Genomic DNA, 14,733 nt, shown 5'->3' on the forward strand with positions numbered 1-14,733 from the left:
TAAAATACTCCTCAAAAGTATTCCTAAAATATTTTAATTTCTAAAATATTTAACCATGTTTAAAGCATTTCCCTACCTGACTTTTCATAAATACCAATAATCTTAGATAGCTGTTCAATATCATTTTTTTTAATAACAACATCATGATGAGCTTTTTTAAGAAGATAAGGATAACCATCAGTACAATCCTTAGAAATAATTCCAATAATCTCTTTAATCCTTTCTTCATTGGCTTTATAAGGTAACTCAATTTTTAAAATATTTTTATTTTTTTCCAATCTTACATAAAATATTGTAAAAATTAAGCTTTTAAAAAACTCATTTTCAACAGGAAATTCCCTTTTTAATTGATTATCCTTATCAGGAGAATATTTTGGAGGATATGAATAGCCAGTAACTTGATTATCAATATATTTATCAAAAATAGCCATATCGGGAATATTCGATTTAAAATAATCATTAGCTATAGATGTTTTAGAAATAGCTATAACTTTATCCTTGTATTTTAACAAATTAGCTAATGCTAAAAGTTTCTCTATATTTTCTAAATAATTTTCCACATTTTCAAGGGTAAAACTTTCATCAATAGTATCTTTATTATTAATACTATCCTTTTCAGTGATACTATTATTATTAACACTAATATTATTAGCAATACTATTATTTTGATTAATACTATTCATTTTGATATCATTCTTTTTATTAATATTAATATTATTTTTAATAGTATTTTTAATATTGTTTTTAGTAATATTATTTTTATTTATATTATTTTTTTGAATAGATTTAAAATCATCTTTTAAATCATGAACCAATTCATTAGAATAGATTTTAACATCATGATTTTCAATACTTTTGATCTCTTTATTTAATTTATCTTCAGCTAAATCCAGTATATCATATCGAATACTTTGAGGAATCTCATTTTCAATAGGAGAGGGTCGTATTAAATCACCTAAAAGTGAACCATCATAGAGATAATAATCTACATCAAAAGTTTTAATAGTTTTTAAAGCATTTTTAACTTCAAAAAGACCCATATAATTTCTAATCCTATCTTTTGCAAATTTACCATGAGACATTGTATTTATATCAGAACTTTCTATTTTAGATAGTTTTTTATTATAAATCAAAGATTCAGCAGAAATAGCGTAAAAATAAAAACTTAAAAGTTTTTTTTCATTCTTACTACCGTCTCCAGCAGCTATAACCAAATCATCATCACATAAAGGGATTTTTTCATCATTCCAAAAATCTGAAACTTTAAAATTGGGATTGTCATATTCTTTAATCTTATCATGAATAGTTCCTTTTTTCTTTATAGCTTCAGTATATAATGATTCTAACATTTTAATCTTCTAACACTTTAATCAAAAAGAATAAATAAATTATTCATTAGATTTATCCACTAATTTATTCATCAGCTTTTCTAATCCCAGATACGATTTCATTAATTTTAGCTTCAACATCTAATGTTTCTTCAACGATTGTTCCAGTAACAACAATATCAGCACCAGCTTTAGCTACAATATAAGCAGACTCCCCATCACGGATTCCTCCACCAACAATTATCACCATATCATCAGTAGCTTTCTTACTATATGCAACCATTTCAGGACTTACGTATTCTTCTGCACCAGAACCTGCTTCAAGGTAAAAAAATCTCATTCCAAGTGCTTCAGCTGCCATAGCATAAGCAGCAGGAATCTTTGGTTTATTTCGAGGTACAAGTTTTGCATCACCAATCCAACCAACAGTACCTCCTGGAGATATAACCATATATCCCATAGGTATAGCTTCAATTCCAGATTTTTTTACCTGTGGTGCTCCAAGAGCTTGAGCTTCAATAATCCAGTAGGGATTATTAGAGTTTAAAAAACTCATAAAAAAGATTGCATCAGCATATTTACTTACATTACTTGTATTTCCTGGAAAAATAATAATTGGAAGATCAATATTTTCTGATAAAGCTTTTGCAGTATTATCTACATCAACACCATCCACAGTAGAACCCCCAAGCATAATACCATCAGTTCCACCACGTATAGCTGCTTTAGCTATCTCAACAGCCCCTTCAGGAGTTTGTTCATCAGGATCTATTAAAGTTAAATGAACTTTACGACTTTTTAATATATCTTTAATCTGATTCTCTACTATCATATTTAACCCTGTAAATTTTATTAATCAAAGCTCTTATTAATCAAGATTTTTATTAAATGAAAATATTTATTAATCTAAGATTTTTATTAATAAATATAATCATTAATTCAAAATAATAATGATAATTAATTGAAAATTATTATTAAATGAAAATAATTAGTTATATTAAATATTATTATATTAATGATTAATACTTAATAAAATTATACTTAATATCCTTAAATTATATAATATTATTAATAAAAGTATACTTTATATCCTTAATAAAGTTATAGTTAATAAAAATAAGCAGATACATTATTAAATATCAAATATTATATTAAAATATTTGAAAATGATTATATTTTAATGTTTTTATAAAAATAAGAATAATATCCTCATTTTCTAAAATATATACTGATTTAAACCATTAAAAAAAAGGGAGAAAAAAAGAATTACAATTTTTTATAATCTTTTTCTGTGTGTTACTATTATTTTAAATTTAACTTGTTTTCCAACACCCAAATTCTTAATTTGAACCTTTAAAACCCTAGACTTAGTTTTAAACTGATATTTAATGGCTTTACTAGTTTTAGACAATTTCTCCAAATACCAATTTTTAAAGTACTTAACATAATCCTTAGAACCTAAAGCAGATCCCAAGTTTTTAATGGTGTAAATTTTACTATAAAGATTAAAAACTCTATACTTACCTACTTTAACAAGCTTAGAAATCTTAACAATCTTTACCTTAGCTTTCCCAACTACTTTAAAAGATTTACTAATATTAAAACCAAGATAATCATTATCACCAGCAAAGGAAACCTTCATGGTGAATTTCCAACTTTTAGGAGTGTAAGACAGTTTCCAAACACCATCACTATTAGTAGTAACCTTATAAGTTTTACCAGCAATAGTAACAAGAACATTAGCATTAGCCAATGGTTTACCACCACTAGTTAAAACACCAGAAACAGTAATTGCTTTTCCTACTTTAACATTATTTGGAATATTAATAGAGGAATTAGTAGCTAACTTACTAACATTAAAAATCTTATTTTCAACAAATCCTTCATAAAGATCATCACCCAAATAAACAAGAGATAAATCAAAAACTCCAGCACGTTTTGGAGTGTAATTTAAACTCCAAACACCACTAGAATCAGTAGCCACATTAAAAGACTCACCACCAATAATGAGTTCCAAATCAGCATCAGCTATAGGATTATCATTCTGATCAGTTAAAACACCAGAAATTGAAACTGCTTGATTAAATTTAACAGTTCCAGGAATATTAATAGTAGAATTAGTAGCTAATTTATTAACATTGAAACTATTAGTATTAGTAAAACCTGTGTAATTATCATTACCAATATAACTAACAGATACTGTGATGTTTCCGGTACGATTAGTTAAATAGGTTAAATTCCAACCACCTGTACTATTAATAGTAACATAACTATAAATGTTTCCATCAACAGTAACAGTTAAAGAATCAGAACCATCACCAACATAACCCACAAGTTGACCACTAATAAAAGCATCAGAACCAACCTGAACATTACCCACAATAATAGTACTATTAGTACTGTTTTTAAACACTTCAAAGGTTGTACTATTATTAAAACTTGTGTAATTATCATTACCAGAATAATTAACAGTCACAGTAATGTTTCCTGTCTTGTTAGTAGTGTAATTAAGACTCCAAACACCACTAGAATCAGTAGCCACATTAAAAGACTCACCACCAATAATGAGTTCCAAATCAGCATCAGCTATAGGATTATCATTCTGATCAGTTAAAACACCAGAAATTGAAACTGCTTGATTAAATTTAACAGTTCCAGGAATATTAATAGTAGAATTAGTAGCTAATTTATTAACATTGAAACTATTAGTATTAGTAAAACCTGTGTAATTATCATTACCAATATAACTAACAGATACTGTGATGTTTCCGGTACGATTAGTTAAATAGGTTAAATTCCAACCACCTGTACTATTAATAGTAACATAACTATAAATGTTTCCATCAACAGTAACAGTTAAAGAATCAGAACCATCACCAACATAACCCACAAGTTGACCACTAATAAAAGCATCAGAACCAACCTGAACATTACCCACAATAATAGTACTATTAGTACTGTTTTTAAACACTTCAAAGGTTGTACTATTATTAAAACTTGTGTAATTATCATTACCAGAATAATTAACAGTCACAGTAATGTTTCCTGTACGATTAGTCAAATAAGTTAAATTCCATGCACCATTACTATTAATATTAACATCACTATAAAAATTACCATCCACAGTAACATTCAACAAATCAGAACCATCACCAACATACCCCACAAGCTGACCAGTAATACTAACATCAGTACCAACCTGAACATTACCCACAAGAATAGTGCTATTAGTACTATTTTTCAACACAGCAAAGCTACTAGTATTAGTGAAACTTGTATAATTACCCCCATCCAATTCAGTATAAGAAACTGTCACATTATGAGTTCCAGTATGATTAGTAACATGACTCACAGTCCAATTACCACCAATAGAATCCACAACAACATTATACAATCTACCATCAACAGTAACATTAACAAAACCAATACCAGTAAAGTTAGCTAGTTGACCAGTAATAACAGCAGTATTACCAACTTGAACATCAGAAACAATAATAGTAGAGTTAGTACTATTTTTAAACACTTCAAAACTTGTACTATTACTAAAACCAGTATAATTCTCATTACCATTAAAATTAACAGTTACAGTGATGTTTCCTGTACGATTAGCCACATAAGTAATACTCCAACCACCAGTAACATTAACAGTGATACTTTGAGTGTTTCCATCAACAGTAACATTAACAAGATCAATACCAGTGAAATTATCTAACTGACCAGTAATAGTAGCATTAGTACCAATTTGAACATTACCTACATTGATAGTACTGTTAATACTGTTTTTAAACACTTCAAAGATTGTAGTGTTAGTAAAACTTGTGTAATTACCAGTATCAGACTCAGTATAATTAACAGTTACAGTAATGTTTCCTGTCTTGTTAGTAGTGTAATTAAGACTCCAACCACCAGTACTATTAATAGTAACTGATTGAGTGTTTCCATCCACAGTAACATTCAACAAATCAGAACCATCACCAGTATAACCCTCAAGTTGACCAGTAATAGTAGCATTAGTTCCAATTTGAACATTACCTACATTGATAGTACTGTTAGTACTGTTTTTAAACACTTCAAAGATTGTAGTGTTAGTAAAACTTGTGTAATTACCAGTATCAGACTCAGTATAATTAACAGTTACAGTAATGTTTCCTGTCTTGTTAGTAGTGTAATTAAGACTCCAACCACCAGTACTATTAATAGTAACTGATTGAATGTTTCCATCAACAGTAACATTCAACAAATCATAACCATCACCAGTATAATTACTTAATTGACCACTAATAACAGCTGTATCACCAATACTAACATCAGAAACAATGACACTAGAATTTGTATTAAATGCTAGAATTGCATATTGATTATCTAAAGTTGCAGCAACTACTTGAGTACCAGAAGACACAGTAAAATTATCTTCAAATGAATCATCACGACTAGTATCATAACTATTACCATTAAAAGTACCATTCAAAGCAAAATAAGGTAAATTCTCAACACCTTCATTTGTTAAAGTAGTATTAAGCACTAAAAATGCGAATGAAACATTATCACCTGATTGAAGATTATCCAAACTAGTAAGATTAGTAATTCTCAAAATAAAATGATTAACCGTATCAATACTTAAAGTTTTACCAGTTATATCATTAACACCCCACCAATTATAATCAAAACTACTACCATTATCATAACCATTGAGATTCACTCCAACAGGAGCAATAATCCTATTATACTCAACAGTAACATTAACAAGAGAACCAGTCTTAAGACCACTGAAATTCAAACCAACAACACTAGCAAAAATATTATTACCACGAATAACAAAATCAGTCACATTAATAGCATTAGCACCACTATTATTAAAATAAAAACCACTACCATTAGTAGCATTTATAGTATTATTCAAAAACATAACACTACTAATATTACCATTATTAGAATAAACATTCACACCATAACTAACACCAGTAATGTTGTTGTCAGTGAAGGTAAATTGTGAGTTGTTGCTGCTGTATATGAATGTAGACAGATAAACACCATTGTTTGATGTTGATGTGATGTTGTTGTGGTCTAAGGTAAATTGTGAGCTGTTGCTGCCGTATGCATTCAGATAAACACCAACGTTTGATGTTCCTGTGACGTTGTTGTCAGTGAAGGTAAATTGTGTGTTGTTGCTACTGTATACAGCCAGATAACACCCATAAGTAACACTAGTCATGTTGTTGTCATTGAAGGTTATATTAATGTTGTTGCTGGTGAATCCATTCATAGTAAAAGCAGTGTATAATGTTCCTGTGATGTTGTTGTGGTCAAAAATTATATTAGTATTGTTGATGCTAGATACACTCAGAGAAACACCAGTTTTTCCTGTGATGTTGTTGTGGTCAAAAGTTATATTAGTATTGTTTTTTGCATTCAGATAAACAGCACTGCTTGATTCTACTGCGATATTATTGCCAGTTAAGGATATGCTGTTGTTGTTGCTAGATGCATCCACACGAACACCATGATCACCACCACGAATAATGTTGTTGTCAGTGAAGGATATGTTGTTGCTGCTAGATACATCCAGATGAACACTTCGTGACCCTCCTTTGATGTTGTTGTCAGTGAAGGATATGTTGTTGCTGCTAGATACACCCAGATGAACACCATAAAAGGATGTTGATGTGATGTTGTTGTGGTCGAAAGTTATAATATTATTGTTGCTGGGGCTACGCAGATAAACACCACCGCTTGATGTTCCTGTGACGTTGTTGTCAGTGAAGGTAAAATATGAATTGTTACTGCTATCTGCCTCCAGACGAACACCATAGTTTACTCCTGTGATATTGTTGTGGTCGAAAGTTATAATATTATTGTTGCTGCTAGATGCCTCCAGATAAACACCACGGGTCCCTCCTGTGATATTGTTGTGGTCGAAAGTTATATTGGTGTTGTTGCTGGATGCACGCATATAAACACCATCGCCTGATGTTCCTGTGATGTTGTTGTGGTCGAAGATAAATTGTGAGTTTTTGCTGTTGTATGCCTCCATATGAACACCATAGGTTCCTCCTGTGATATTGTTGTGGTCGAAAGTTATATTGGTGTTGTTGCTGGTGGATGCAAACAGATAAGACAGAGAAACACCATGGGTCCCTCCTGTGATGTTGTTGTGGTCGAAAGTTATATTAATATTGTTGCTACTGTCTACATTCAGAGAAACACTATAATTTAATGTTCCTGTGATGTTGTTACCAGTGAAGGTAAAATATGAATTGTTACTGCTAGATGCAGTCAAAGTAACACCAAAGATTGCTGTTAGTGCGATGATGTTGTTACCAGTGAAAGTAAAATATGAATTGTTACTGCTGGATACAGGCAGAGAAACACCAGATGTTCCTGTGATGTTGTTACCAGTGAAGGTAAAATATGAATTGTTACTGCTAGATGCAGACAGATAAACACCAAAGCCTGATGTTCCTGTGACGTTGTTGTCAGTGAAGGTAAATTGTGAATTGTTGCTGGATGCATACAGAGAAACACCTCGTGATGTTCCTGTGATGTTGTTGCCAGTGCAGGTTATATTGGTGTTGTTGCTGCTGGATGCATACAGATGAACACCATAGGGTGTTCCTGTGATGTTGTTGTTTTCAAAAACCAAATTAGCAGACGAAACAACACCATTACTAGAACTACCATCTAAGTATACACCATAATAACTACCAGTTATATTATTATCACTAAATAAAACATCAAAAATATTCTTATCAGCAGATTTACCGAATAAAGAAACAGCACCATAATTAGTAGATAGACTGGATTTAATAATATTATCCTTAATAACAACACCAGTTATAGGATTAGCACTACCACTACTACTTAAATTAATACTAACACCAGAAGTATTAATATTATTATTACTAATAGTCAAATCACTACAATTAGACATAATAGCTGTAGCATAACCACTAATAGTTAAATTAACAATCGTTACATTAATAGCAGTAACATTAAACAAATTACCACCACTAGATGTTGTGAATTTAGCACCACCACGGTTTTTACCAACTATAGTAGCATTACGACTAATATTAAGCTGACTCCAACCAGTATAATCACCATCATCAAAACTAATCACCAAATCATCAGTATCAGTACTAATAACATTTTGAAACTGTTCAGTAGTATTACCATTATTAAAATCATAACTAGCTGCACTAACACTAGATAAACTAAACAAGAATAAAAAAACTAGTACCAACACAAACGAAACAAAAAATTTATTCTTAAACATAATCATTTTACCTCAATACTTTTTAATTAAATAATAATATCAATTATAAAAAACACAATAAGTGAATGCTCCCTATGTTTATTATAATAATATAAAATTACTCCTATATAAATATAACTACCAAAAAACAAAAAACAATAGCTACCCCGCCTCTAAATTAAAAATAAAAGAATGATTAATAGTATTAAAAAAATAAAAGAATAAATATAAAAATTAAAAAAAATTAAAAGATAAAAAAGTCAAAGAAGTATAAAACAAGAAAAATATATAGAAAAAAGTAAGCTATAGCAAAGTAAAAACATAAAAAATTAATAGATAAAAATGAATTTAAAATATATCAATCAATAAAATACTTATTAAAAACTATATTAGCTAATTCATAAGACAATTCAAAGAGTATGAAGAATATAAAAGTTGAAAAACTTAAAAAATCAATAAATGGTAATGAAAATCCAGTTATAGTTTGATAATAACCTAAAATAGCTAAAAATAATATAGCTAATTTCATTGTAAACCTATAATCAAAGAAAAACTTTAAAAATTTACTTTTACTATAAATCCATTTATTATCATTACCAATTTCATCAATAAATGCTGAAATAATACAAATTAAGAGTGTGATCAAACTTAAATCAGCTAAAATACTACCATTAGTATTGAAAATACCCCAAATAAGATACAATAATAAGAATACTAGAAGAGTTGCAATATGATGAATACCGTCAATTTTAAAAGATAAAGCAGTTCCAATTAGTATTCCAATGAAAATATAAGAAGCATCTATATTATTACTAGCTAAAAAAGCAATGGTTATACCACAAACAATACCAATGATAACAGCGATCAATTTATTTGATTTTTCATCATACTCATCATCAGACAACTTCATTAAAAATCCTGAAACAGAATATAAGATAGCTAATACAATATAATTCAATGAATAACTCCTAAATAATTAATTTCTTAAATAAATAATTAATTTTTAATATCAATTTTAATATTTTTTTTGTAATTTTTAGAAAATATATTTATTTTTAATTTCTTAATGTTCTTAATTTTTAATAATTTTTGTTCTAATTTTTACAAATTATTATAATTATCCTAATTTTTATAAAATATAGTTCTTAAAATATAGTTCTATTATTTTTTATTTTTAGTACTTTTTATTCTTAATCTTATCTAATGCTCCAGCATAGATTAATGGAAATATAACTGTAACATCTCCAATTACAGAAGTTAGATTTGAACCACATTTAGCTTTTGACCAAGATTTAGCTTCTTCAAGTGGTGCACCACTTAAACTCCCTGTTTCACTACGATCCATTGTAATTTGGATAGCTGCATCAACACCACCTTTTAAAAGATTAGATGCAAGGCAATAATGTTTAGGAAGCCCACCACCAAGAAGAATAGCTCCAACACGCTCTGATTCAAAAACAATATCTGAAAGATCATGCATATCTCTAACAGCATCAACAATAAGATTATTCTCCTGAGTAAACATCCATAACTGTAAACCAAACATACTATCAATTAATCCAGGTGCAAAGATAGGAACATTATTTTCAGCAGCTATTTTGAGAATAGAATTTTCATCTTCAATCAAAAGTCCAATTTCATACAATAAATCCTTAATAGATATTATATTGTGTTCATCACAAGATTTTGGGTCGTTGAAATTTTTTTGAGCAATGGATTTAGTAATTTTATCAAAAAGAACACTTATTTCTTTTTCAAAAACTTCAAAATCATCAGATTTAGTGTAAACATCTCCAATTCTACCCATCCCAGCTTCATTTAATTTTTCATCATCAAAACCATATTCACGATAATGGGACCCACCAAAAGACTCTAAAAGATCATGAGTTATATTAGCTCCACTTGTTATTAAAACATCAATATGACCTCTTTTAATCATACTAGAGATAACATTACGAAGACCTCCAGGAACAAGAGGTCCAGCTACACTTAAAAATACCTTCATATCATCATGATAAATCATATCAGCTAAAAGTTCACAAGACCTTCCAACTCTACCAGCACCTAATACACCAGATGCAGAAAATTCATCAATAATATCGATAATTTTCATATCTTCATTAATATTCATTTGATTAACATTCATAATAAGCCTATTTTTTCTTTTTTGAAAATAATACAAGTAAGATTTTGTTAGAACTTATTAATAAAAATTACTTTTATAAACTATAGTTAAAAATAAAGAAGTAAAAATAGATAATAGAAATTAGAACAAAAAATATTAAAAATAATAATTAGTAAAAAAATAATAATTAATAAAAATAATAGTTTAATAAAAAATAGGTTAACTATTTCAATAATAACCTAATATTTAATAAAAAATTGAATGAAAAGTAGGGTATACTAAGCTCCAAGACCTCCATCTAACTAAATAGTTTAATAAGAAGGTTGGTGATGGAAATAATTAATATAATTAAAACATCAAGTAAAAATGCTTTAAAATTATCAGACATACTACCACCTCCCTTATTTTTATATAGAAGAGAAGCCATTAGGTGTCGGACTTCTCCAAAAATCAACAACTTAGGAGCTTAGTAATACCAAAATATAAATATGTAATAAAAAATATATAAATATTACTATAATATAAATTAGTAATAAAAATAAAAAAATTTAAATAATATAATATTAAATATAATTAATAGGTGTTGGGCTTTGAGATTCATTAAATAAAAATGAATCTCACTCCATTTTTTTAAAATAACTAATACTAATTTTAATTATATTCCATAAAATAATAAATCATTTTAATACTATTCTCTTAACTCCACAATAAAAAATAAACAATATAAAATATATAAATATTACTATAATATAGATTAGTAATAAAAATGAAAAAATTTAAATAATATAATACTAAATATAAATAATATGTGTTGGGCTTTGAGATTCATTTTTATTTATTGAATCTCACTCCATTTAAAAAAAAAACTAATTTTAATTTATATTCTATAGCTTACTTAAATAATTACTCCTTTTTATACTCTAGTATCAACATAGTAATATCATCAAACTGGTCTATATCTCCAGCAAACAAGTCTATATCATCCTTAATTGAATCAAGAACTTCTTTAATTTGAGAATCTCCCTTTTTATCAAAAGTTTCAATTAAACGTTTTTCTCCAAAAAATTCTTCTTTGTTATTAATAGCTTCAGTAACACCATCAGTATATAATAATAGCCGATCCCCTGGTTTTAAAGTAATCTTATTTTGGAGATATTTTATGTCTTTTATACCACCTAAAACAAATCCGGGACTAGATTTAAGCCAAACAGATTTTTCATTATCTTTTAATATTGGAGGATTGTGTCCTGCATTCACAAAAGTAAATTTACCAGTATCTATTTCTAAAACACCCATCCATGCTGTTACAAACATATTTTGATCATTATCTTCACATAATTGATTGTTAGCATTGAAAAATGCCTCATCTGGAGTATTTTCGTTTAAAAGATTACTTTTAATTAATGTTTTAGCAATCATCATAAATAATGCAGCAGGAATTCCTTTATCAGAAACATCAGCTATTACAATTGCTAGATGGTTTTCATCAATTAAGAAAAAATCATAAAAATCTCCCCCTACTTTTTCAGCAGATTTAGACATAGCATACACATCAAATTCTACTTTATTAGGAAATGCAGGAAATTTATTTGGTAATATAGACTCTTGAATCTTTTTAGCTATGTCTAATTCTGTGTTGATTCTTTCCTTTTCTGATGTGACTTTTCTTAACTTTTCCATATAATTTTCTAAATTTATAATCATTTTTTCAAGAGAGTTAGCTAATATTCCTATTTCACCTTTGTCTTCAGTAAAGTTTTTAATCTCAGAGATTATTTTTTCACTATTCTCAATATTATCATCATCATTCGTATAATCATCAGTAATTTCTGATATAGATTCTATAGGGGTTGTGATATTTTTCTCTATATACCATAAAAATAGAACTGACATTATGTAGAATATAATTAATACAACTGATATATTAATATAAATTATTCCCCAAAATTCAGAAGTATTTGAAATCGATGTAGGATCTGTATAAAAAGCTACAATTCCCGTAAGAATAGCCATAATAGCCCCTATTATTAAAAAAAAGGATATTATCTTTTCTGTTAATGAAATTTTAATAAAAGAAATCTTATCTTCTATTTTTTCAGTAATCGGCCTTAGTAAATATATGAAAACTAAGATATAAACAATTAGAGTAATAATATAATTGTTTGAAATAGGAGGCATAAATAAAGAATATATAGCATAACTAATTCCTATTATAGTAGCTAAAATCAGTGAAATATCAGATAATTTTGGAGAAAAATAGCTTTTCTTAGATTTTTTTGGTTTATACATTTTAATATTATAAAAATTAGCTAAGTTAATTATTAAAACTCCCAATATCATTGAAAAATCAAAATTATTAAATTCAAACATTAAAGTACTTGGAGAAGCAATATTTGCAATATTTAGAGATTCTAATAATAATCCTAGTAATATTGACATAACAGTACTTGCTATGAGAATTACTATAATGAATTTTATTAAGCTTTTAACATTATTTATTCTTGGTGGAGTAATTTTATCTGTAATTTTTAAACCATACCATAGTTTATAAGAAATATAACCATAAAAAAACTGTGCAATGAATCCTAAAATATATATTTCTGGAGGATAACCTGCAATTATATCTGCAACCATATTACCTATAGCTGCACCTAAAGCTCCCCAAGGACCAAACAGCATACCAAATACTGGAGGTAGTGCACTAGCTGGTCTAAGTTCTGATACATACAATATTGGAAAAAAGTAACGGAAAGGAACTGCGATTAATATATAAATTAAAGAGCAAAAAATCAAAACTATTAATTTTGATTTTACACTATCTAAGTTTTTGGTTTCTAATTCTATAGTTACTCCTCCGTTTTTCCTTAATCAAGTACTATTCAAGATTTTTCTTAATTGTGAGGATATTCTTTTTATCTTTGTATTTATACTCAATACTATCAACATTTCTTTTTGCAAGGTATATTCCTAGACCACCAATAGTCCTTTCTTCTAAAGGAAGTGATATATCAGGATCATTATTTTTTAATGGATTATAAGGATTACCTTCATCTAAAAATTCTAAAACAATTTTTAAAGGATCTGTTTCAATGTAAGAATTAATTAAGATCTTTTTTTCATTATCATGTATTTCATAAGCATGATTAACTATATTTACGAATATTTCTTCAATAGAAAGCTCTAATTGAAATTGAAATTTTTTTGAAACTTTATAGGGATCTAAATCTTTTTTAACAAAATCCAAAACATCATATAATTGCTGTTTATTATTGCAAACTATAATTTGTTTCATTTTTTAACCCTTTATTTAATTGTATTATTTAATGTTTTTATCCTCAATAAAAACAATAGATCCTCAATAATAAAATAATAGACTATCAATTTAGTAAAACTAATATTATCAACTAATAAATTTAATATTATCCAGTTAATATTATCTAGTTAATATTATCTAGTTAATATTATCTAGTTAATATTATCTAGTTAATATTATCTAGTTAATAAAAATAATACATTATTTTTTCATATATACCCTATATTATTGATTAAGTTCATCTATACTAATTTATATTATTGATTAATGCTTAAAACATTGCTAAACCCTGTTGTATCGAATACTTCCATTATTATATCATTAACATTTTCTATTGACATTTCACAATCATTAGGTATCTTTTTATGTATTAATATGATAACACGAAGTCCTGCACTTGAAATATACATCAATTCTTCAAAATCAAGGATTAAGCTATTAATATTCTGAAAATTGTCAGTTAGACTTTCCTCTAAGATTGGAGCACTATTCGTATCTAACCTACCTTTTAACATTATCCTCAAACAATTTCCATCAAATTTTTTATCTATAATCATTAGACCATCTCTTAATTTTTTATTGCTTATCATTTATTACTACAATGCATCATTTATTAGTAATATAGATCATTTATTACTATAATGTATTATTTATTAGTAATATACATCCTTTATTACTACTATATTCTTTATTAGTAATATATTATTTATTAGTA

The 14,733-nt window shown here is 27.5% G+C and carries 8 protein-coding genes; all 8 read right to left on the bottom strand.

What is annotated here, in order from left to right; translation table 11 throughout:
• Window positions 1-59: 59 nt before the first annotated feature.
• Window positions 60-1,349 carry a DNA double-strand break repair nuclease NurA gene (locus MarbSA_RS01230; RefSeq protein ID WP_221061681.1) on the bottom strand — a complete coding sequence of 430 codons (1,290 nt, stop codon included), beginning with the start codon at window positions 1,347-1,349 and terminating at the stop codon, window positions 60-62.
• 64 nt (window positions 1,350-1,413) lie between these two features.
• Complete coding sequence (locus MarbSA_RS01235) at window positions 1,414-2,160, bottom strand: phosphoglycerol geranylgeranyltransferase (protein ID WP_221061682.1); 747 nt, start codon at window positions 2,158-2,160, stop codon at window positions 1,414-1,416.
• Window positions 2,161-2,604: 444 nt separating this feature from the next.
• Window positions 2,605-8,601 (bottom strand): right-handed parallel beta-helix repeat-containing protein, encoded by a 5,997-nt coding sequence (locus MarbSA_RS01240; protein ID WP_221061683.1) that lies wholly within the window; start codon window positions 8,599-8,601, stop codon window positions 2,605-2,607.
• A 337-nt stretch (window positions 8,602-8,938) separates the two neighbouring features.
• On the bottom strand, window positions 8,939-9,538 hold the full coding sequence (locus MarbSA_RS01245; RefSeq protein ID WP_221061684.1) for a hypothetical protein: 600 nt from the start codon (window positions 9,536-9,538) through the stop codon (window positions 8,939-8,941).
• A gap of 216 nt (window positions 9,539-9,754) precedes the next feature.
• Window positions 9,755-10,726 carry a deoxyhypusine synthase gene (locus MarbSA_RS01250; RefSeq protein ID WP_221061685.1) on the bottom strand — a complete coding sequence of 324 codons (972 nt, stop codon included), beginning with the start codon at window positions 10,724-10,726 and terminating at the stop codon, window positions 9,755-9,757.
• Between the two features lie 882 nt (window positions 10,727-11,608).
• Complete coding sequence (locus tag MarbSA_RS01255) at window positions 11,609-13,498, bottom strand: SpoIIE family protein phosphatase (protein WP_221061686.1); 1,890 nt, start codon at window positions 13,496-13,498, stop codon at window positions 11,609-11,611.
• 82 nt (window positions 13,499-13,580) lie between these two features.
• Entirely contained in the window at window positions 13,581-13,997 is a 417-nt protein-coding gene (locus MarbSA_RS01260; protein ID WP_054835605.1) for an ATP-binding protein, read from the bottom strand.
• 278 nt (window positions 13,998-14,275) lie between these two features.
• Window positions 14,276-14,575, bottom strand: a complete 300-nt coding sequence (locus MarbSA_RS01265; protein ID WP_054835604.1) for an STAS domain-containing protein — start codon at window positions 14,573-14,575, stop codon at window positions 14,276-14,278.
• Window positions 14,576-14,733: the final 158 nt, after the last annotated feature.

It is taken from the genome of Methanobrevibacter arboriphilus (assembly GCF_019669925.1).
GTDB classification, from domain to species: Archaea; Methanobacteriota; Methanobacteria; order Methanobacteriales; family Methanobacteriaceae; genus Methanobinarius; species Methanobinarius arboriphilus_A.

Coding starts and splice junctions, on each gene's coding strand:
- MarbSA_RS01230 (WP_221061681.1), bottom strand. CDS start 1,349: ATGTTAGAATCATTATATACTGAAGCTATAAAGAAAAAAGGAACTATT.
- MarbSA_RS01235 (WP_221061682.1), bottom strand. CDS start 2,160: ATGATAGTAGAGAATCAGATTAAAGATATATTAAAAAGTCGTAAAGTT.
- MarbSA_RS01240 (WP_221061683.1), bottom strand. CDS start 8,601: ATGTTTAAGAATAAATTTTTTGTTTCGTTTGTGTTGGTACTAGTTTTT.
- MarbSA_RS01250 (WP_221061685.1), bottom strand. CDS start 10,726: ATGAATGTTAATCAAATGAATATTAATGAAGATATGAAAATTATCGAT.
- MarbSA_RS01260 (WP_054835605.1), bottom strand. CDS start 13,997: ATGAAACAAATTATAGTTTGCAATAATAAACAGCAATTATATGATGTT.
- MarbSA_RS01265 (WP_054835604.1), bottom strand. CDS start 14,575: ATGATTATAGATAAAAAATTTGATGGAAATTGTTTGAGGATAATGTTA.